At 68.6% G+C, this 20834-nt stretch carries 19 protein-coding genes; 9 read left to right on the top strand and 10 right to left on the bottom strand.

Annotated features, from left to right (window positions below):
* Window positions 1-184: 184 nt before the first annotated feature.
* Window positions 185-1570 (bottom strand): mercury(II) reductase, encoded by a 1386-nt coding sequence (merA, locus tag J2S59_RS05760; protein WP_068119649.1) that lies wholly within the window; start codon window positions 1568-1570, stop codon window positions 185-187.
* Window positions 1571-1663: 93 nt separating this feature from the next.
* Between merA and J2S59_RS05755 the strand changes: the two genes are divergently transcribed.
* Window positions 1664-2053 (top strand): heavy metal-responsive transcriptional regulator, encoded by a 390-nt coding sequence (locus J2S59_RS05755; protein ID WP_068119651.1) that lies wholly within the window; start codon window positions 1664-1666, stop codon window positions 2051-2053.
* A gap of 80 nt (window positions 2054-2133) precedes the next feature.
* Here the strand turns inward: J2S59_RS05755 and J2S59_RS05750 are convergent, their stop codons facing one another.
* The 4 genes from J2S59_RS05750 to J2S59_RS05735 are packed head-to-tail and all read right to left on the bottom strand — an operon-like array spanning window position 2134 to window position 8991.
* The gene (locus tag J2S59_RS05750; protein WP_181641757.1) at window positions 2134-3285 is read right to left on the bottom strand and encodes a Wadjet anti-phage system protein JetD domain-containing protein; all 1152 of its coding nucleotides are present in this window, start codon (window positions 3283-3285) and stop codon (window positions 2134-2136) included.
* Entirely contained in the window at window positions 3282-6695 is a 3414-nt protein-coding gene (locus J2S59_RS05745; RefSeq protein ID WP_306824910.1) for an ATP-binding protein, read from the bottom strand. The genes J2S59_RS05750 and J2S59_RS05745 overlap by 4 nt, the downstream gene beginning before the upstream one ends.
* Window positions 6692-7459, bottom strand: a complete 768-nt coding sequence (locus J2S59_RS05740) for a DUF4194 domain-containing protein (RefSeq protein WP_306824909.1) — start codon at window positions 7457-7459, stop codon at window positions 6692-6694. The genes J2S59_RS05745 and J2S59_RS05740 overlap by 4 nt, the downstream gene beginning before the upstream one ends.
* Window positions 7456-8991, bottom strand: a complete 1536-nt coding sequence (locus J2S59_RS05735; protein ID WP_068124789.1) for a DUF3375 family protein — start codon at window positions 8989-8991, stop codon at window positions 7456-7458. The genes J2S59_RS05740 and J2S59_RS05735 overlap by 4 nt, the downstream gene beginning before the upstream one ends.
* 582 nt (window positions 8992-9573) lie before the next feature.
* On the opposite strand from J2S59_RS05735, the gene J2S59_RS05730 reads away from it, so the two are divergent.
* Both J2S59_RS05730 and J2S59_RS05725 read left to right on the top strand, forming a co-directional pair.
* Window positions 9574-10080: a hypothetical protein gene (locus tag J2S59_RS05730; RefSeq protein WP_068124792.1), complete on the top strand. Its 507-nt coding sequence runs from the start codon at window positions 9574-9576 to the stop codon at window positions 10078-10080.
* Window positions 10080-10730 (top strand): hypothetical protein, encoded by a 651-nt coding sequence (locus J2S59_RS05725; RefSeq protein ID WP_306824908.1) that lies wholly within the window; start codon window positions 10080-10082, stop codon window positions 10728-10730. Before J2S59_RS05730 ends, J2S59_RS05725 begins: the two co-directional genes overlap by 1 nt.
* 493 nt (window positions 10731-11223) lie before the next feature.
* On the opposite strand, the gene dnaB is transcribed toward J2S59_RS05725, so the two are convergent.
* The gene (dnaB, locus tag J2S59_RS05720) at window positions 11224-12528 is read right to left on the bottom strand and encodes a replicative DNA helicase (protein ID WP_181641995.1); all 1305 of its coding nucleotides are present in this window, start codon (window positions 12526-12528) and stop codon (window positions 11224-11226) included.
* Window positions 12529-13184: 656 nt separating this feature from the next.
* Here dnaB and J2S59_RS05715 point away from each other — a divergent pair.
* The 3 genes from J2S59_RS05715 to J2S59_RS05705 are packed head-to-tail and all read left to right on the top strand — an operon-like array spanning window position 13185 to window position 15666.
* Window positions 13185-14510: an MATE family efflux transporter gene (locus J2S59_RS05715; protein ID WP_068121052.1), complete on the top strand. Its 1326-nt coding sequence runs from the start codon at window positions 13185-13187 to the stop codon at window positions 14508-14510.
* A gap of 38 nt (window positions 14511-14548) precedes the next feature.
* A complete protein-coding gene (locus J2S59_RS05710; RefSeq protein ID WP_068121055.1) occupies window positions 14549-15091 on the top strand; it encodes a hypothetical protein in 543 nt (180 codons plus the stop codon).
* Window positions 15088-15666, top strand: coding sequence for a hypothetical protein (locus J2S59_RS05705; protein WP_068121059.1), 579 nt, complete (start codon window positions 15088-15090; stop codon window positions 15664-15666). Before J2S59_RS05710 ends, J2S59_RS05705 begins: the two co-directional genes overlap by 4 nt.
* Before the next feature lie 40 nt (window positions 15667-15706).
* On the opposite strand, the gene rplI is transcribed toward J2S59_RS05705, so the two are convergent.
* The 4 genes from rplI to rpsF form a co-directional block, all read right to left on the bottom strand.
* Complete coding sequence (gene rplI, locus J2S59_RS05700) at window positions 15707-16150, bottom strand: 50S ribosomal protein L9 (protein WP_068121063.1); 444 nt, start codon at window positions 16148-16150, stop codon at window positions 15707-15709.
* 14 nt (window positions 16151-16164) lie between these two features.
* Window positions 16165-16404 (bottom strand): 30S ribosomal protein S18, encoded by a 240-nt coding sequence (gene rpsR / locus J2S59_RS05695; RefSeq protein WP_068121066.1) that lies wholly within the window; start codon window positions 16402-16404, stop codon window positions 16165-16167.
* 84 nt (window positions 16405-16488) lie between these two features.
* On the bottom strand, window positions 16489-17073 hold the full coding sequence (locus J2S59_RS05690; RefSeq protein WP_068121070.1) for a single-stranded DNA-binding protein: 585 nt from the start codon (window positions 17071-17073) through the stop codon (window positions 16489-16491).
* 121 nt (window positions 17074-17194) lie between these two features.
* Entirely contained in the window at window positions 17195-17485 is a 291-nt protein-coding gene (gene rpsF / locus J2S59_RS05685) for a 30S ribosomal protein S6 (protein WP_068121076.1), read from the bottom strand.
* A gap of 187 nt (window positions 17486-17672) precedes the next feature.
* Between rpsF and J2S59_RS05680 the strand changes: the two genes are divergently transcribed.
* Genes J2S59_RS05680 through J2S59_RS05670 form a run of 3 tightly spaced genes read left to right on the top strand, consistent with a single transcriptional unit; the run spans window position 17673 to window position 20782 of the window.
* On the top strand, window positions 17673-18479 hold the full coding sequence (locus J2S59_RS05680) for a deoxyribonuclease IV (RefSeq protein WP_068121073.1): 807 nt from the start codon (window positions 17673-17675) through the stop codon (window positions 18477-18479).
* Between the two features lie 46 nt (window positions 18480-18525).
* Entirely contained in the window at window positions 18526-19725 is a 1200-nt protein-coding gene (locus tag J2S59_RS05675; protein ID WP_306824907.1) for a lipid II:glycine glycyltransferase FemX, read from the top strand.
* A gap of 4 nt (window positions 19726-19729) precedes the next feature.
* A complete protein-coding gene (locus tag J2S59_RS05670) occupies window positions 19730-20782 on the top strand; it encodes an alanine racemase (protein ID WP_306824906.1) in 1053 nt (350 codons plus the stop codon).
* The last annotated feature ends 52 nt before the right edge of the window (window positions 20783-20834 follow it).

Below are 20834 nucleotides of genomic sequence, written 5' to 3'. Positions count from 1 at the left end.
AGGCCGAACACTAGGAGCGCGATGAACCCGCGAACGTTGGTGCTGAGTGGGTACTCCAGGTTGGGCGCGGAGAACCCGAACGCGCTAGCGCTGTGATGCCACCAAGTCCGACCGCTAGCAGCACTGCATGCCCGGCGCAGCAACAACCATCGCGAGGGCTCCGAGAGCGGCGGGCCGGGCCGGGTCAGGCACAGCAGGAGGTGGGTAGTTCGTTACGGAACAGTCCGGCGGCGATCCGCAGGCTCTCGGCCATGGTCAGGTACGGAGCCCAGGTCTCGGCGAGGTCGTCGACGGTCATCTGCGCCTTGATCGCGTAGGTAGCGGCGAGCATGATCTCTCCTGCTCCGTCGGCGACTGCGTGGACGCCCAGGACCTTGCCGGTGCTAGCGTCGGCGACGAGTTTCAACGCGCCACGGGTGTCGCGGTTCACCAGCGCCCTGGGGACGTCTTCCAAGGCCAGGATGCGGCAGGCGCATTCGTGGCCTTGCTTGAGTGCTTCTTCCTCGGTGAGTCCGGCGGAGGCCAACTGTGGCCGGGTGAACATCACCGATGGCAGACCGGTGTAGTCAACGGTCTGGGGGGCGTTGTGTCCGAGCGCGTTGGCTGCGGCGACTCGTCCGGAGTCGGCGGCGACGTACACGTACTGCGGGGTGCCCGCTACGTCGCCTGCCGCGTACACACGCGGGTTTGACGTGGCCTGGTGTTTATCGATCACGACGAAGCCCCGCTCGTCGGTGTCGACTCCGGCTGCCGCCAGGTCCAAGGCGGACGTGTCGGAGTGTCTGCCGGTCGCCACCAGCAGCCGCTCGGCGCTGACTTCCTCCCCGGACGCGGTCATCACCCTGACGCCGCCGTCCTCGGCGGCCTCGACACCGGTTGCGTGTTCGGCGAGCACGGTGATGCCGTCATCGGCGAACACCCCGGCCATCACCTGCCGCAACTCCGGCTCCGCATGCGGGGCCAATCGTCCGACCACGGTTACGCGAGCACCGAGGTGGGCGAACAGTTGCGCCTGCTCCATCCCGACGTAGCCGCCGCCAATGACCGCGAGCGACTCGGGCACCTCGGATAGTTCCATCGCCGTGGTCGACGTCAGGTAGTCCACATCCTCGATCCCGGCGATGCCACGGACCGTGGGCTGCGAGCCGGTCGCAATCACGTAGGCACGTGCCCTCAGCGGCTTCCCGTCGACCTCCAACGTGTCCTTGTCGGTGAACCGAGCCTCACCGGAGATCACCGGGAACCCCCACGCGTCGGCGACCTCGGCGTACTTGTGCTGCTTGAGCCGGTCGATCAACTCAGCCTTCTGCGCCACAAGCGCTCCGAGGTCAACCGCAGCGGCGGAGGTGGGGACGCCGTCGAACGGGTTCGCCAGTGCACCGTGCCGGGTCCCGGCAGCAGCCAGCAGGGTCTTCGACGGAACGCAGCCGACGTTCACACATGTCCCGCCCAGAGCGCCGCGTTCGACGAGCACCACCTTGGCGTCTGCCTTGCGGGCTGCGATCCCTGCCGCCATCGCGGCTCCTCCCGACCCGATGACGGCCAAGTCAACGTCGTACTCCGCGCTCATCTGCATCTCCTTCGGTTGGTGTTCGCCTGTTCGTTCATCCACCATGGACGTTCCAGCGCACTAGAAGGTCAAGTCGTCAGAGCGGAGATCGGCATGCGCATCGGAGAACTGGCATCCCTCGCCGGGACCACGACGAAGACGCTGCGCTTCTACGAGGACAGCGGCCTGCTGCCGCCCGCTGAACGCACCGCCAGCGGATACAGGGATTACGGCGACGACGCCATCGCCCGGCTCGACTTCATCCGGCGTGGCCGCGCGGCCGGGCTCACACTGGCGGAGATTCGCAAGGTGCTCGACATCCGGGACGCCGGGACCGCTCCCTGTCGTCACGTCGCCGAACTCCTCGACGACCGCCTCACCACCCTCGACCAGCAGATCGCCGACCTGCACGCGCTCCGCGCAAACGTCGCCCAACTACGAGCCGACGCCACGCATGCCAATCCGGCCGAGTGTCAACCCGAAGATGTATGCCGCTACCTGTGAACCGGTTGACCGGCATGTTCACGGGTAGCCCGAACCTCCGCGACACGCCGCGTAGCCGGTGCCGTTGGTCCCATCGTCGGTCATGACTGGCGTGCTTTGACGGCGGCGTGGGCGACGGCGAGCGGAATGCGTTCTTGTTCGATGCGGCGGTGTCCGGTGTGGGCAGCGTCGAGGACCCGTTCGTAGACGGCTCGCTCGTCCGGGGTGAGGCACGGCAGCGCCTTCGGCACACCGGGTCGGAGGGGCTGGTTGTTCTTGTCGGTGTTGGTGCCGAACGGTTCGTAGGTCTCGTAGGTGTCGGGGTCCATGAGGATGCTGGTGACGGGTACTCCGTCGGCGCGCCACCCGTTGAGGATTTCGTAGCCGTGGGCGTCGATGTCGCCCCAATAGTAGAGGTGCGGTGCGCTGGTGAGCCAGGGGAACGCGGCGGCGGTCTTGCCTCCGAACCCGTCGCCTTCGACGGCGATGCCGCCGGGGATGGGCGGGAAATGGATGGCAGTGTCCTTGTTCTCGGAGATCACCACGACCTGCGGTGGGTAGGCCGGGGCGAATGCGTCGTCGACGGTGGCGGAGTCGTGGACCCGTCCGCCTGCGGCCCGGTGGTCGGGGTCGAGGTAGGTGAAGTGGATGCGTGGCGGGTGTTCGGGGAGGAGTCCGAGGGTCTCTCGTCCGGTGAGGGTGAGGAGGAGTGAGCGGTGGCTCTTGAGCCATTTGGCGTGGACGCCGGGGATGGGGACCTGTCGTGGGGTGGGGCCCGTGGCGTCGTTGCGGCTAAACCAGTCGGCGACGGTGAGAAGTAGCCCGAAGTCGGTCTCGGTGTACCGGTCGACGGCTCGGAGCACTTTGCTGGGATTGACCAGGTCAGGGTGACGTTGGCGGAGTGTTGTGAGGCGGTGGGTGGCACGTTCCAGTCGGGTGGGCCAGTCTTCTCCGGCGAGGCGGGCAGCCGCGTCGATGGTGGTGATGGTTAGGCCGACGGGGAGGTCCTGGGTGGTGGAGTAGACGCGTTTTGGTTCGGTGTGGAGTGTGGTGGCGGGGTGTTTCCGCGCCCAGTCAGCCCAGGTGCGGCGCAGCGGCTGGTAGGTGTCTTGCCATTCTGCTTCGAGGACGCTTTTGGAGTCCGTGCCGAGGGGGAACCGGTGTGGCCACGCGGGTTGGCCTGCGAGGTGGTCGGCCCAGGTGTTGTCCAACCGCCGCCTGATGTCGGCGAGGACCGCCTCTGGGGTCTTCATCCGGTGACCTCGGAGCCCGCAGCCCTGGTAGCGGCGGGCTTGCTGGTGGGTTGGACCGGCTTAACGTAGGAGATGCCCTTGTCGCTCTTGGACATGTAGAGAATCTGCTCGGCGTGGGGTTCGAGGGCGGTGAACTGTCCGTACGGGGCACCGATGATGAGTTGGAACCCGAGCCCCTTCCACGCGTCGACGGCTCGCCCGGCGAACTCGCTGTCGGCCTTCACGAATCCTTCATCGAGGAAGACGGGAGCGAACCGGGGCCGGGTGTTGGTGTCGTCGCCCAACTGGAACCGCAGCGCTGCTCCAACGATGAACGCGACGAGTTCCTGGGTTTCGCCGCCGGACTTGCCGCCGAGGGCGGCGTAGGTGGACCGGTCGACCTTGGTGATGGGGTCGTAGGCGACGGCGGTGATTTCGATGTGGCGGTTTACGTCGAGGAAGTAGTCGCGGTCGCGAGTGGACTTCCCGGTGGTGTCCTTGCGGATGGCGGACATGAACTTGCGGAGTCGTTTGAACCAGTTCTGAATCTGCTCGTCGGTGAAGTCGTCGGCGTTGACGCGGGACAGGATGCGCAGTTCCTTCTTGAACTTCACGATGTCGTCGCGGTGCAGTTCGCGCAGGTCGATGCGGAGCCGGTCGCGGTGGGCACCGAAGGGAAGTCGTTCGAGGATGGTGTTGACCGGGTCGAGCCGTTGGCGGATTTCTTCGATGGCCATGCTGAATGCGCCAGCGAGCGGCACGAGGTCTTGCCCGGACCAGTCGGTGAGGCGCTTGGACCATTCGGCGCGGCGGTCGGCGAGACCTCGGGCCATGATGTCGTCATAGATGCGGCGGAACGTGTCGTAGTTCTCCACCGACTCGGACAGGTTGGGTTCTTCCCACCGGTCCAGGTAGCGACGGAAGGTGGCTTCGAGGGCGCGGGTCTTGTCGTTGACCTTGTCGTTTGCGCCCTTGAGTTGGTCACCGAGGCGGGTCTTGAGCCTGGCCCAGCCGCCGTGGCGGAACTCGTGAAGGTCGCCTTCGTTGGCGACTTGGCGGTATTCGGTGTCGAGGTAGTCGACTTGATGGTCGGTGAGCACGACTTGCTGGGCGCGGTCGATGCGTTCGATTTCGCGGCCGACCTGGTCCTTGCGGGCCATGACCTCGCTGGTGGTGTCCGCAATGGCGGTGAGTTTCTCCTCCGCCATCCGCATGTCGCCGGTGACCTCCTTGAGCGCGGAGACGATGCGCCCCTGCTCTTCCTTGAGGGCGCGCAGGTCATCGTCGTCGTCCAGGATGCGGTCGCGCTGCTGGGTTAGGTCGTTGATGCGTGCGCTGATGCCGTCTTCGTCGATGAGCGCCCAGTCGGTGGCGACGATGTGCTCGTGGGCGGACTTGTCGGCGAGCAGCGCGTTCGACTGCTGGGTGAGCGCTCGTTCTTGCTTGCCGAGGTCGCCGATGATGGCGTCGAGGTCGCGGATGCGGTCGTCGATTTCGCGGAGTCGGTCGGCGTTGGAGAACCCGATGACGTAGGGGGCGTTGTTGGAGCCGTGTGCACCTGAGCGGCCCCGCCGGGTTTGCCCGTTCACGGTGACGCGCTGCCCGTGCCCGGAGAGTTCGTCGGGGGTGTTCACGCACAGAGCGTCGGTGTTGTCGTCGGTGAGCCGGTCGAGGACCCAGTTGGTGAACGGGGTGTCCTTGTAGTCCAGTTTCCCGGAGATGTAGCGGGCGTCGAGATTCTCGGCCTGGAAGTCGGACAGGTCGACGCCTTGGAAGTTGACACGTGCCGGGATGTCGGCCTGGTCGACGGCGCGGGAGAACCGGTCGAGGTGGTTGGCGTCGACGAGCATGACTCGGGCGATGCCGAACAGGGTTGTTTCGATGGCCTTGCGCCACCGCTGCTCACCGTCGCGTACGTCGATGAGTTCACCGACGAACGGGAGGTCTTCGGGGCGCATCCCGGCAGCCTGCGCCATCGCCAGCCTCGCGACGTGGAGGCGGTGGTCCATGCGGCCTTTGCGGTCCTTGAGGGACTCTCGCTCGGTCACGAGGTCGTCCTTCTCGGTCATGGGTGCGGCGACCTGCCGATTCAGCAGCGCCTTCTGCCGGTCCAGGTCGTCGAGGGTGGTTTGGAAGTCGTCGAGGAACGCCTTCGAGGTCGCTTGGGCGGTGGTGAAGTCGGCTTCGGTGTCGATAGTCAGGTTGAGCCGGGCGGTGGCACGGTCGAAGGTGTCGCGGCGGATGCGTGCAGCGTTCTGGTCGAGGCCGAGCCGGTCGATGTCGGCGTCGAGCCGGGCGATGGTGCCGTGTGACTCGTTCTCGGTGAGGTCGGCTTCCACGTTGGCTTTGCTGATGTTGAGGTCGGCCTCCCGCTGCTGCGCGGTCCGCTTGGCCTTCTCGAAGGTTTCGCGCTCGGCACGAAGGTTGTCCTCGGCGGCTTCGAGGAGCCGGTCTTCGGTGGTGAGTTTCCACAACCCGAACGGGGTGTCCCCCTGGGAGTATCCGAGTCCGAACGTGTCGATGAGGCGGACCTTCTTCCGTGCGGCCTCCCGTTCCTCCCACAGGTCGGGGATGGGCGCTAGGACTTCGGCCTTCTTTGCCTCGGACTCCATGGCCTCGTAGGCGTCTTCGAGGTCCTTGAAGTGCTCGACGGCGGCGTCGGCTGCCGCGTAGGTGCCGGGTTGTTCGAGGACGAGTTTCTTGTACAGGTCGTCCACGGTGGGAATCTGGTGACCGGCTTGGATGCGGGCCAGCAGCCGGAGTGCCTTGGCTCCGTCGCCGTGGGGGCCGATGCCGAGGCGGGTGCAGAACGCTTGCGCGAACGCGGTGTAGGAATCGTGCATCTTGAGGTTCGCGAACCGGCCTTCGACGGCGCGCTTGTCGAACTTGCCTGCCGCCAGGGGTTCGAGGTCGGGCAGGTGGATGGTGCCCTCGATGGTGCACATCTTGCGGACCAGGTCGCTGTCCTTGGTGGCGGAGCGGGGCACGTAGTAGAGGCGGGCGACCGTGTACCGGCGGTCGTGGTCGTCGATGAAGGTGACCGCGAGTGCACCCCAGGTGGCTGAGTCGCGTCCTCGTAGCACTTGGTCTTCGAGTTCCCCGGCGGCGCTGCGGTTGGTGTCCATCTTGCCGCGCAGGTAGGAAACGAGGCTGCGTTGTTCGGAGCCGCGTGCCCTGCCGATGGTGGCGTCGTTGGAGGCCCCGTTGAAGGGGGTGCCCGAATCCATCAGGAGCGCAATGTAGGCGTCGAGGAGGGTCGACTTGCCGGTGCCGGATGCGCCGGAGAGCAGGGTGACGGTGGGTGCGAACTCGACGACGGTGTGGTTGTGGAAGCCGCCCCAGGCGAGCAGTTGGAGTTTCTCGACCTTCCATTGGGTGGTGCCTTCGGTGGCCCCTGGGAGGTAGAGGAGCGCGTCTTGGGTGGTGGTCATGACAGGGCCTCATCGGTGTCGCGGTCAGTGTCGAGGTCCCCGGCATGGTCGGTGGACTCGTCGGACGGGGTGCCGTTCTGGGACATGAGCCACTCGAACAATTCATGGAGCCGGGGCAGCGGCAGGAGCACCGCGATGACCGGGGAGACCCGGAGCCGGTCGCTGTCGTTGGTCTTGCGCAGGACCTTCGCTTTGATGAGGTTGTCGACGGCATTGTTGGCCTTGGCGGCGTCACCGGACCGGTTGGTGGCGTGGGCCGGGCGGAACGAGGCCACGTGGGTGAGCATCTCGTCGCGGTCCACGGTCACGTCCTCATGGCCCGAGGCGCGCTCGCTTTGGAAGCGCATCCGCAGGAACGCCAGCAGGATGGTCTCTTCGCGGGTGTAGGCGATGTCGTGCAGGAGGGTGGGAAACTCTCGCGCGCCGCCGTCGGTGGCTGCCTGCCGCTTGAACGCCACCTCGTGCTGCAGGTCGAGGTGCAGGTCGAGGAACATGTCGTTGAGCCGTGACTTGAACGGCTCGGGGTCTTCGCGGATGACCCGCCACTCCACTGGGTTGTCGATGGCGGAGACGAACCTGTTCTTAAGCAGGCAGACGAACGCGCGGCGCTGCGGCAAGGAGAGTCCGCCGGAGTCGTCGGGGAAGAGCGCGAGAGTCGATTCCTGTGCCTCGTCGGCGTCGGTGAAGTCGTCGTCGAGGTCGGGGAAGACGTCGTCGGTGTCGTGGGTGAAGTCGTCGAGGTCGTCGCCGTTGAAGTCAGTCATGGGGTGGTTCCTTCACCTTCAAGGTCTGCGGCGGGGTCGTCGAGGTCCGCGAGACGGGCGAGAGCGTTGGCCTCGTCGGTAGTGAGCGGTACGGCGGGGACAAGGAAGTGGCGAAGTTCTCCGTTGGGCCGGATGGCTTCGAAGACCTCCGTGTCTGCAACCTGGTCGAGGGCGTTCACGCGGGAGGCCAGATGCAGCAGCCCGAGGATTTCCACGGGACGGCGCAGGTCGTCGGGCAGGGCATGGAACAGGTCGCCGATGGTCTCGGAATCGCCGCTGTTGAGGGCTCCGACGAGCGCGGCCCGGAGGTCGTCGAGCGAGGGGCCGCCCTGCATGCGGAGTTCCTCCACGGTCGGCGGCTCGGGGACGTCATCCTCGATGTCTTCGAGCGGAGGCGGTGGTGCGGCGGAGGCGGGGTCCCAGAGCCGTTCGCGGAGGTGCCCGACCTTCATGGTGGGCGGCAAGAGTTCCACGGGGACCGTGGCTCGCGGACCGGCAGACTCCATCCACTTGGCCAGTTCCCGGTTGATGCCACGCAGCACCCGGTCGAGTTCGCGTTCGTGGAGCACGTCGTTGTTGACGATGTGCTCTTTCAAGGTGGCGGTGAGGCGTCGGCGCTGCGCGAGCACGTCCTTGGTGCCTTGCCGGATGATGGCCTCCGCGCCCCGGAGTTCGGCCATGTCGGAGGAAACGAGCGCAGCGGAGGCGGGGTGGTCCATCAGGACCTGCACGTTGGTGCGCAGTTGCAGAAGCATGTCATCGTCGCGCAGCAAAACGAACGCCCCGTCGAAGGCCCGCCCTTCGGCGGTGTCCTTCACCAGGGTGTCCTGCTTGTGCAGGTACTCGTCGAGCACGTCGGTGACAGGTCGCTCTTCCTCGCGGAAGTCTCGGAGAATCTTGCGGTGCATGTCGAGCACGGACTCTTCGACCCGCTTGAAGTCCGACGGCAACTGCCCGATGAGGTCGATGAGGTTGGCGTAACCGTCGAGCATCCGGTCGTCGGAGGCCAGCATGACCTCTCCCCCGTTGGCGAGCCGGTCACGCTCGACTTCAAGTTCGCGAATCTGAGCGTTGAGCCGGTCCACACGCGCCTGCGCGTCCGGTGAGGCTTCGAGCGCCCACCGGCGCACCGTGTCCAAGATGGTGGTCAGCCGCGATTCGGACACCAGCACCCGGTCCCGGGACAGGGTTGCCACCAAGTCGAGCGCCTCCAGCGCAGAGGACGTGAGCGAGTACACCAGCGCGCCGTCGGCGTCGTTGTCGCGAAACAGCCACTGGTCGTTGACCCAGGTGTTGCACAGCGCTCGCCCGTTCTGCACCGGCGGCACGTCCAGCCCTTCGCGAAGCAGTTCGCTCAGGTAGGTGTCGACTTGGGCGTGGAGGCGGTCGGCGGGCACGCTGCGCCGGTCGCGTGAGAACGCGGCCCGGAACACGGCGACGCGGAACGCTGCCCACTTGCCGTCGAGTAGGCGCAGCGTCGGCTTCTCGAAGGCTTCGGTCACCCTGGCGATTTCGCCCACGATGTCGCTCATGCTCACCCCCGTTCACCTGCCGACGACTCGTCCACGGCAGGTTAAGCCGTCGCACCGACAGGTCGGGGTGATTCGGAGACGGAGGGTGCCCGACCGGTGCTAGGGGCCGGGGTGCAGGCTCCGCCTCGGTGGCGGACGAGCGTGGCCCGAGCCGCCTGCAACAGCGGCTCGGGCTCACGTGGTCGGCCGTGTCTGGGTCGAGGAGCCTGTCAATACTCCTCGCATCCGAACCATCCCGGCCAGCCTCAGTATGTGCGTGGACATGAGGTGGCCGCCACCGTTGCGCACGGGCTCTACGGTCGGCGGCTGGTGCTCCGACCGTGTCGTCTAGTGCCCGTATACGTCGCCGAAAGACGCTTCGGTGTGGCTGCGCTGACTCTTGACCTATTGGTTGCCGCCCGAGCGGTGGCGGGCAGGATGAGGTCAACATCGGCGCGAGCAGAATCATGCCTGCGACCGCCGACAGTGCGCTGTACTCCTCCTCCGTTGACTGGAAAATGTTGTGCAACATGTTGCGCAAGACGCTCCGGTAGCCGATACTGGACGTGTCTCACGACCACCACGACCCGAGAGGAGTCCGGCATGGATGTCACCCGCCTCAGCGGTCTCACGGATGCCAAGAGCCTCAAGCCGCGAGGCCGCTTCGTCGCGGCCGGAACGGATAAGCGGGTCTCGGCCAGCACGTTGCATCAGAAGACTCGCCCGACGCTGGACATGCTCCGCACCAGCGAAGCGGTCGCGGTCACCCATTACAACGAGGTCGAGGGTTATCTGGTGGCCCCAGACCGCTATGACGGTCTGGTTGAGAATGCGACGCGCGCTGCTGAGCGGGAGAACGAACTGCGCGCAACGCTGCCGATGCTGTTGGCTGCCGCACGCACTGGTGTTGCCATCCCGTCGGAGACGTTGGAGCGCGTGATGCCGGGTCACGGGAGTGACGACTGGCGCGCCATCGCCGAGTTTGCAGCCACCTTCCCGGTGCGCCTGTCGGCGGGCGAGCACGGCGAGCACATCACGCGTGCTCGTTTGTCGGCCCACGCTGGACCCATCGAAGAGTCTGGGAACGACGACGACCTCAATCTCGACTGATGGCGGAGGGTTCTCAGCGCGACGCCATCATCACCGATGCGTGGTACCCCCGCCCAAGCGACTATTGGGTGCCTGCCGATGAGGCCGAGCAGCCCGGGGCCTGGCCGTACAGGTTCGGCGACCTATTCAATGCCCCACCGGTCGACGAGCATGGAGTGCCCCTGACGGACAAGCAGGGTGAGCCGTGGCACGCCGTCATGGTGGCCTCTCCCAGTTGCGAAATGGTCTCGAAGGCTCGCGACAACGACAGCATCGAGGTGGTCCGAGTGCTGCGGCTCGACACCCAGGACCCCAAGGCTCAAGCCGCGATTGTGGCGGGTTGGCAGGAGAAGGGGGAGCGTGTCACGGTCGCGTTTGCGCACACCGTGTTCCTCGCCCCGGTACCGAGGCACGGCACCCACGCCGAGCCCATGTTCGCTCATCTCAAGAGCACCCGCCGCGTCCCACTGGCTTCACTGCGGGAGGCCGGTCGCGTCGCGGCGTTGACCCACGAGGCTCGGGTCTGCGTCATTCGTCGCGACCTGTACTACCGATACCGGTGGCTGGTGCCGATGAGCGATGTCGCAGAGGCGGAGCGGGTCCGTATCAGCAACGACCCCTTCTTCACGCCTCCGCGACCCGACTGGGCACCGCTGGACCCCGACGCCTGACCAGCATCTGCCCCGCATACGCCTCGTCAACCCCTAGCCTCAGGCGCTGTGACCACACCGACTGCGCCCCGAGCAAACCGGAACGTGTCGGGACCACAGAAGTGGTGTCGGCTCGTCCCACGTCGGGACTTGCTATTTCACCGGCACACCAAGCAGCGACGCCGACTAACTACGACGGTGTAACTACTAGATGTAGTGGTCACCTTACCGGCCGACACCGACAAAGTGCCGCGCTCGTCCTCAGGACCCCTCGTCGGTAGCCCAACGAACGATGCTTCGCAGGGTCGCCCCCGGCGAGCCCAGGCGCGCGCATCTCAGCGAACGGTTGTCGACCAGTCCCCTGTGGAGAAACGACAAGCGATGTCACTACTGACACCTCATGTCGTTTGTCCACAGGGCTACTGACACGTCGTGTCGCGTCACTGACAAGAAGGTGTCGCCGTCCTACTGACATCGGGTGTCGCGACCACTGACATCAAGGTGTCGCGTCTCATCAGTGCGCCATGTCGACGAACCGCGAGTAGTGGCCCTGGAACGCCACGACGACGTCGCGGGTCGGACCGTTGCGGTGCTTCGCCACGATCAAATCGGCCTCGCCGGGGCGGGTCGACTCCTTCTCGTAGGCGTCCTCGCGGTGGAGCAGGATCACGACGTCCGCATCTTGTTCGATACTGCCCGATTCGCGAAGATCCGACAGCATCGGGCGCTTGTCGGAACGCTGCTCCGCCCCACGGTTGAGCTGCGACAGCGCGATGACCGGGATCTCGAGCTCCTTGGCCAACAGCTTGATCTGACGCGAGAACTCCGAGACCTCCAGCTGGCGCGACTCGACCTTCTTGCCCGAGCTCATCAGCTGCAGGTAGTCGATGACAACGAGCTGCAGGTTGTGGCGCTGCTTGAGCCGCCGGGCCTTGGAGCGGATCTCCATCATCGTGAGGTTGGGGCTGTCGTCGATGAACAGCGGCGCCGAGGAGACCTCGCCCATCTTGCGGGCGAGCTTGGCCCAGTCGTCGTCGTTCATGTCGCCGTTGCGCATGACGTTGAGCGGGATCTTCGCCTCGGCCGACAGCAGACGCATCGTGATCTCGTTGCGCGTCATCTCCAGGCTGAAGATCGCCGCGGTCATGCCGTGGTGAATGGACGCCGACCGGCAAAAGTCGAGTGCAAGGGTTGACTTGCCCATAGCGGGACGCGCCGCGATGATCACCATCTGCCCGGGGTGCAGGCCGTTGGTGAGCTCGTCGAGGTCGGCGAAGCCGGTGGGGACGCCGACCAGCTGGCCGTCGCGGTTGGAGATGGCCTCGATCTCGTCGAGGGTGCCCTCCATGATCTCGGCCAGGGGCGCGTAGTCCTCGTTGGCGCGCTTGTCGGTGACCCGGTAGACGGCCTCCTGGGCGCGGTCGACGACGTCGTCGACCTGGCCCTCCCCGGCGTACCCCATCTGCGCGATCGAGGTGCCGGCGTCGACGAGCCGGCGCAGGATCGCCTTCTCGCGGACGATCTCGGCGTAGTAGCCGGCGTTGGCCGCGATCGGCACGGAGGCCGAGAGCGTGTGGAGGTAGGGCGCACCGCCCACCCGCTGCAGCTCGCCGCGGCGCTGCAGCTCGGCGGCGACTGTCACCGGGTCGGCCGGCTCGCCACGGCCGTAGAGGTCGAGGATCGCGTCGTAGATGACCTCGTGGGCCGGCCGGTAGAAGTCCGTGCCGCGGATCGCCTCGACCACGTCGGCGATGGCGTCCTTGCTCAGCAGCATCGACCCCAGGACGGACTGCTCTGCCACGTTGTCCTGAGGAGGCATCCGGTCGCCACCGGAGGGCGCGTAGTCCTCCTCGGGCTCGAAGTTGCTGCGCGCGAACTCGGCCACACTCACAGTTGATGCCCTCCACTTCACCACCCCCGCGACCCGCGGCGCGGGCGCGTCGATCACCACCAGATCTCGGCCAGACCTGCCAGATCCTGCGGGGGTGACGCTAGGTGCGGGCACCGACAACGCCGGTGCCAGGTCCACGACGAACCGTGACCGTACGGCGCCGGACAGCCTCGGCACCACTCAGTTGTCCACAGGCACCTGGGGATAACTGGGGACAGCCTGTGCAACCCGCCGACGAACGTGTGCACAGCCTGTTGACCCCGCTGGGGAGAACTTTTTCACTGAACCGCGAAACATGCCGCTGACCTGCACAAACGCCGATGTTCGGGTGTGGAACGCAGAAACTCCCGGGCGTGTTTCGTCCACCTTCTCGTCACCGGCGTGTCACCGGTATCCATGTCGACAAAGCGTCCCGGCGTCGAACCCGTGGAGGACTATCCACAAAAGGGGCCGAGTTCTGCACAGCCTGTAACCGCCGCACCCAGCCGGCCGCAATGATCCGATCGGGCCATCTCCGCGGCCACCGGACCGGCCCGGTCGGACCCCCTGGTGCCCCCGGTCGGGGGCGGGTCCACCATGGGGCGGTGCGCCGTCCTGCCAATCGCGAGCTCGACCGGGAGATCCGCCGGTTGGCCGTCCCGGCGTTCCTGGCGCTGATCGCCGAGCCGCTCTACCTGCTCGCCGACGCCGCCATCATCGGCCACCTCGGCACCCCCCAGCTGGCCGGGCTCGGCATCGCCGGCGCGATCCTCCAGACCGTCGTCGGCCTGTGCGTGTTCCTCGCCTACGGCACCACCGCCGCGGTGGCGCGCCTCCTGGGTGCCGGCGACCTCCGCGCGGCCCTGAGCCAGGGGATGGACGGCATCTGGCTCGCGGCGGTGATCGGCGTCCTCGCAACCGCCCTCGGTCTGGTCCTGCTCGGCCCCCTGGTGACCGCCTTCGTGGCCGACGCCGCCACCGCCGCCCACGCGATCGACTACCTCGCCTGGGCTCTGTGGGGCATCGTGCCGCTCCTGGTCGTCCTCGCTGGCACGGGGATCCTGCGCGGGCTGCAGGACACGCGTACGCCGCTCTACGTCGCCGTCGGCGGCAACGCCCTCAACGTCGTGCTCAGCCTCGCCCTCGTGCACGGCGCCGGGTTGGGCATCGCGGGCGCGGCGATCGGCACCGTCGTCGCCCAGAGCCTCTCCGCCCTCGGGCTCCTCGTCGTCGTCGTCCGCGCCGCGCGCCGTGAGGGCGCCCGGCTGGCTCCGGTCCCGCTCGGCATCCTGCGGGCCGGGCGCGCCGGCGTACCCCTGCTCGTGCGCACCCTCACACTGCGCGCCTCACTCCTGCTCACCACCGTCGTCGCCACCGGCGCAGGTACGACGTCCCTGGCCGCGCATCAGCTCGCGATGACCCTGTGGGGCTTCCTCGCCTTCGCCCTGGACGCCATCGCGATCGCCGCCCAAGCGCTGACGGGCCGGTCGCTGGGAGCCGGCGAGATCGAGCAGACCCGGCGGATCACCGCCAGGATGGTGCGGTGGGGCTGGTTGAGCGGCATCGTCACCGGTGTCGGCCTCGCCGCGCTCTCCCCGGTCCTCGGACCACTCTTCACCGGTGACACCGCGGTGCACGAGGCGCTCGTGCCGGCCCTGCTGATCGCCGCAGCCGGACAACCGCTCGCCGGGATCGTCTTCGTCCTCGACGGCGTCCTCATCGGCGCCGGTGACGGTCGCTACCTCGCCTGGGGCGGGCTCGTCGTGCTCGCGGTCTTCGCGCCGTTCGCCTGGTGGAGCCCGCACTTCCCCGGACCGGCCCTCGTCGGGTTGTGGGTCGCGTTCGTCGGGGTCTTCATGACCGGGCGTGCCGTGGTCCTCGTCCACCGCTCCCGCGGGGACCGGTGGTTGCTGGTCGGCGCGACCCGCTGAGCCGTACCGCCCATGCCCGGGCTCTATGCTCAGCCCCCATGACGCCCCTGCAGCAGATCGCGCTGGGGCTCGTCGTCATCGTCCTCACCGCGCCCGTGGGCGAGATCGACCTGCTGCTCGACCCCGTCGGGTGGCTGCTGGTCCTGGGTGGCGTCGCGCGCCTGCGCACCGGCGCACCTCGTCCGTTGCCCCGCAGCGGGTTGGTCACGCTCGCCGCGGTCGTGGCGGCCCTCGCCTCGGTCGTCCTGGCCGTCCCCGTCATGGTGCGCGACGCCTCGCCGGCCCAGCTGGCACCGCTCGTCGTGTGGCAGCCGCTCTTCTGCGCCGCGCTCAGCGCCAGCCTGGGCGGGCTGGCCCCCGCGGCCTCGCCCTGGTCGCGGCGCCTGCGCTGGCTGGCCTACGCCTTCTGTGTCGTGGCCGCGCTCCCGTTGGTGGTGCTGGCCGACGTCGAGGAGGCGTACGGCGCCGTGGCGTTCGCCGGCGCCGTCGCGATGCTGGTCCTCATCGTGGTGCTCTTCGTCCTCCACCGCGCGCCCTGGGTCCACCGCGCGCCGGCCACCCCGACCGCGAGCCGGCCGTGACCGCCGTGGTCGACACCCCCGCGACGTCTGTGGGCAGCACGCGCATGCGCCGCGGGCTGCTGTGCGCCGGCATCGGCCTGCTGATGCTGACGGTGCGCCTGCCCTGGGCCGGCGGCGACCTCACCCCCGACCTCGTCGCGCTCGTGCTGCTCGTCCTCGCCGGCCGCGCCCTGGGCACACCCGTGCTCACCGTCGCGGCGGCACTCGCCGTACCCCTGGAGGTCGTCGGGTACGGCGGGCTGCTCGCCGTCGTGCACGACGACGGCTACGGATGGTGGTACGCGACCGCCGCGGCGTCGTGGGTGCTCGAGGCGGTGATCACGCTGTGCGTGCTCGCCGCCGTGCTGCGGGACCCCCGGGTCGGCCGGTGGCGCGCGCCGACGCTGGCTCTCGCTGCGGCGTACGCCGTCGGGGTGCTCACCGCCGCGGGGCTGCTCGGCGCCGGCGACGTGGGCGGCTACGCCGCCGGCAGCGGCCTGGCCCTCCTCACGCCGCTCATCGACCTGGGCCAGCTGGTCGTGGCTGTGACGGCGATCGCCCTGGCCGGGAACACCGAAGGGCGCCCCCGCCGGTAGCGGGAGCGCCCTTCGTGGACGTGCTGGTGATGCGCGTGCGTCAGGCGGAGACGACGTTGAGCTGGACGGTGGCCGCCACCTCGTCGTGGACCCGGACGGTCACCTGGTGCGAGCCCAGGGACTTGATCGGGTTGCCGAGCACGATGGTGCGCTTGTCGATGTCGGTGCCGCCGGCCTTGATCGCCTCGGCGATGTCGGCCGGGGTGACCGCACCGAAGAGCCGACCGCCCTCGCCCGCGCGGACGCGGACGCTGACGACGCCGTTCTCGAGCTGCGCCTTGACCTGCTTGGCGTGGTCCTGGTCACGGACCGCGCGGGCCTGCCGAGCCGACTTGATCGAGTCGACGGTCTTCTGGCCGCCCTTGGTCCACCGCGTGGCGAAACCGCGCGGGAGCAGGTAGTTGCGGCCGTAGCCGTCCTTGACCTCGACGACGTCGCCGGGGCTACCGAGGCCGTCGACCTCCTGGGTGAGGATGAGCTTCATGCGTCAGTCCCCTCTCAGTTCCGGCCGGAGGCGCTGTAGGGCAGCAGCGCCATCTCGCGGGCGTTCTTGATCGCGATGGCGATCTTGCGCTGCTCCTGGACGGAGACGCCGGTGACCCGACGCGCGCGGATCTTGCCGCGGTCGGAGATGAACTTCCGCAGGAGTGCGGTGTCCTTGTAGTCGATCGTGGTGATCTTCGCAGCCTTAAGAGGATTCATCTTCTTCTTCGGCTTGCGAACGACTGGCTTCGCCATGGTGCTCTCTTTCGTGTTCGTTCCCGCTCACGGCACGCGCTGCGTGCCGAGCGGGGGATGCGGCCCTCGCGGACCGACGTGGGATCAGAAGGGGGGCTCGTCGCCGCCCGCGGGCCCACTGGCCCACGGGTCGTTGCCGCCACCCTGGGGGGCGCCACCCTGGCCGCCGTACCCGCCGCCACCCGACGGCGCGCCGCCGGTGGCCCACGGGTCGTTGCCGCCCTGGGGTCCACCCTGCTGGCCGCCGCCGAACCCGCCGCCGCCCTGCGGGGCGCCGCCGAAGCCACCGCCCCCACCGCCGGAGCGGTTGGCCTTGGTGACCTTGGCGGTGGCGTACTTCAGCGAGGGTCCGACCTCGTCGACCTCGATCTCGAAGACCGTGCGCTTCTCGCCCTCACGGGTCTCGTAGCTCCGGGACCGCAACCGGCCCTGGACGACGACCCGCATGCCCCGCTGGAGGGACTCGGCGACGTTCTCCGCCATCTGCCGCCAGGCGTTGCAGGTGAGGAAGAGCGCGTCGCCGTCCTTCCACTCGTTCGCCTGTCGGTCGAACGTGCGGGGAGTGGACGCGATGCGGAAGTTGGCCACAGCCGCCCCCGAAGGGGTGAACCGCAGCTCGGGGTCGTCGACGAGGTTGCCGACGACGGTGATGACGGTCTCGCCTGCCATGTGGAGGCCTTTCGGGTCGCGAGCGGAAGAGAGTCGATCGAGACGTTAGAGACTCGGACCGACACTCGCCAGGGGTGCAGCTTGCTCTGTGCACGGAACTCCGGGGAGCCCGCGCGGCAGATCAGCTGGCGTCGACGCGCATGACCTTCGTGCGGATGACCGTCTCGTTCAGGCCGAGCTGGCGGTCGAGCTCCTTGACCGAGGCGGGCTCGGCCTTGAGGTCGATGACGGCGTAGACGGCCTCGGACTTCTTGTTGATCTCGTAGGCCAGGCGCCGCTTGCCCCACACGTCGACGTTCTCGACGGTTCCGCCATCGTTGCGGATGACGTTCAGATAGGTGTCAAGCGAAGGCGCGACGGTGCGCTCGTCGGTCTCGGGGTCGAGCATGACCATGACTTCGTATGCACGCAAAGCGATCTCCACCTCCTTCGGACTCAGGCGGTCACGGCGTTTCCGTGACAGGAGGGCGTTGCGTCCGGGACAGGTCCCGGGTGGTCCGCGCAGCGGCACCGTGTCGGACGGGCATGCGCAGGACCGCGCAAGACTACCAGCGGGCCGGGGTGCAGCCGAAATCGTCGCGCGGCCTAGCCTGGGAGCCATGAGCGCCACGACGAGCCTGCGCATCGGAGCCCACGTCGACCAGACCGACCCGGTCGCGGAGGCCGAGGCCCGCGGCGCCGATCTGGTGCAGATCTTCCTGGGCGACCCGCAGGGCTACAAGGGTCCCGAGGTGCGGTACGCCGACGGCGCGGACGCGCTGCGGGAGCGGCTGGCTGCGGCCGGGGTGGACCTCTATGTCCACGCGCCCTACATCATCAACGTCGCCACCACCAACAACCGGATCCGGATCCCCAGCCGCAAGCTGCTGCAGCAGCACGTGGACGCCGCGGCCGCGCTCGGCGCCAAGGGCCTGATCGTCCACGGCGGCCACGTCAACAAGGCCGACGACCCCGCCCAGGGCTTCGACAACTGGCGCAAGGCCATCGAGGCGACCGACCTCAAGCTCCCGCTGCTGATCGAGAACACCGCCGGCGGCGACAACGCCATGACCCGCTACCTCGAGCGGATCGAGGGCGTGTGGGCCGCGATCTCGCAGGCCGACGGGTTCGACAACGTCGGCTTCTGCCTCGACACCTGCCACGCCCACGCCGGCGGCAACGGGCTCGCCGACGTCGTCGACCGGGTCCGGGCGATCACCGGGCGCATCGACCTCGTGCACGCCAACGACTCGCGCGACGCCTTCGACTCCGGCGCCGACCGGCACGCCAACTTCGGGGCCGGCCAGATCGATCCCGACGCGCTCGCGGCCGTGGTGCGGCAGGCCGGAGCACCGGTGGTCTGCGAGACCCCGGGTGGTCCCGACGAGCACCGCGCGGACTTCGCCTGGCTGCGGGAGCGGCTCTGAGCGTCCCGGCAGCCCCGCGATCGCACCGCGGCTAAGGTCGACCCCCGTGACCGCCCCCCGCCTCGCCCTCGCCCCCATCAGTCCCGAGGAGCACCTCGCCTTCCTCGAGGACCGGGCCGCCGCGGGCGGTGAGGTGAGCTTCCTCCAGACCCCGGCCTGGGCCCGCGTCAAGAGCGAGTGGAAGGCCGAGTCGCTCGGCTGGGCCGCGGTCTCCCCCGAGGGCGGCACCCGGCTCGTCGGCGCCGCGCTCGTCCTCTACCGCCAGCTGCCGAAGGTCAAGCGCTACCTCGCCTACCTGCCCGAGGGCCCGGTCATCGACTGGGAGAGCGACGACCTCGGCGCCTGGCTCGCGCCGTTGGCCGCGCACCTCAAGAAGCAGGGCGCCTTCGGCATCCGCATGGGCCCTCCGGTCGTCGTACGCCGTTGGGACGCCGCCGCCGTCAAGGCCGGCATCGCCGACGACGCCGTACGCCGCCTGGGCGATCTGCCGCCCACGGAGCGCAGCCAGACCGGCGCGCGGGTGGTCTCCCAGCTGCGCGAGCTCGGCTGGCGACCGCAGGCGGTCGAGGGCGGCTTCGCCGCCGGCCAGCCGCAGTTCAACTTCGTCGTCCCGCTCACCGACGCCGACGGCACCGCCCTCACCGAGGAGCTGGTGCTCAAGGGCATGAACCAGCAGTGGCGGCGCAACATCAAGAAGGCCGACAAGGCCGGGGTCGAGGTGACGGCGTACGACGGGGACGCGGTGGTCTCGACAAGCTCGACCGACCGGGGTGACGTGCTCGCCGCGTTCCACGACCTCTACGTCCACACCGCCCAGCGCGACGGCTTCACCCCGCGGCCGCTGACCTACTTCCGCACGATGGCCGCAGCGCTCGGCAGTGAGGACGCGGACCGGTTCCGCCTCTACCTCGCCCACCACGAGGGCGACCTGGTCGCGGCGACCATCGCGATCCGGGTCGGGCAGCGGGTCTGGTACTCCTACGGCGCCTCCTCCACCGAGAAGCGGGACGTCCGCGGGTCCAATGCCGCGCAGTGGCAGATGATCCGCGACGCGATCGCCGCCGGGGCGCGGGTCTACGACCTGCGCGGCATCACCGACACGCTCGCCGAGGGCGACGCGCAGCTGGGGCTCATCCAGTTCAAGGTCGGCACCGGTGGCGAGGCGATCGAGTACGCCGGGGAGTGGGACCTCCCGCTCAACCGTGCGCTCTACGCCGCCTTCGACCTCTACATGAAGCGGCGGTGAGGAGGTGCTCAGCCTCTACGTCGACGGTGAGCGCTGGCGTTCCCACCTGCGCACGACCTACGACGCGCTGCCCGGGATCGTCCCGGTCGCGAAGGGCAACGGCTACGGCTTCGGGCTGGGTCGGCTCGCGCGCCGCGCCGGCTGGCTCGGTGCGGACACGCTGGCGGTCGGCACCTACGGGGAGCTGGCCGAGGTCTCGTCGCGCTTCGACGGCGACCTGCTCGTGCTCACGCCGTGGCGGCCGTTCGTCGACGAGCAGTACGGCGACGCCGTCCGCGACCGGCGGGTGATCCACACCGTCGGCCGGCTGGAGGACCTGCAGGCGCTGATGGCGCGCGGCGACCGTCCGCGGGTCGTCCTGGAACGACTCACGTCGATGCTGCGCCACGGCCTGAGCGCACGCGACCTGCGCACCGCCGTCGCCGCCTGGGCCGAGCACGGCGGATGCCGGCTCGAGGGCGTGAGCCTGCACCTGCCGCTGGCGCAGGGCTCGCACCTGAGCGAGGTCGAGCGGCTGATGACCGACGTCGTCGCCGCCGGCATGCCGGCCAAGCGCGTCTGGGTCTCGCACCTCGACGACACCGAGCTGGCCGCGCTGCGGGCGGCGTACCCCGACTTCGAGATCCGGCCCCGCGTCGGCACCCGGCTGTGGCTCGGCGACCGCGACGCGCTGAGCGTCCGCGCGACCGTGCTCGACGCCCACGCCGTCGAGCGCGGCGACGAGTACGGCTACCGCGGGCGTACGGCGCCGCGCAACGGCACCATCCTGGTCGTCTCCGGCGGCACCGCGCACGGCATCGGCCTCGAGGCCCCGACCGGCCCGAGCGACCTGCGCTCGCGCGCGGCGTCGCTGGCGAAGGGCGGGCTCGACGCGGCGGGGTTCGTGCGCTCGCCGTACCTCATCGACTCCAAGCAGCGGCTCTTCGCCGAGCCGCCGCACATGCAGGCCTCGATGCTCTTCCTGCCCGCCGGGTCGCGGGTGCCGGACATCGGCGAGGAGGTCGACGTGCGGGTGCGGTTCACCGCCACCAGCTTCGACCGGACCGTCGTCAGCTGACGTGAGTTGAGTACTTCTGCCCTGCCGCATTGATTTCGTGGGCCCCAAGGTG

It is taken from the genome of Nocardioides massiliensis (assembly GCF_030811215.1).
GTDB classification, from domain to species: Bacteria; Actinomycetota; Actinomycetes; order Propionibacteriales; family Nocardioidaceae; genus Nocardioides_A; species Nocardioides_A massiliensis.
The sequence above is the reverse complement of the archived record's forward strand: the minus strand, read 5'-3'. Positions and strand labels throughout refer to the sequence as shown.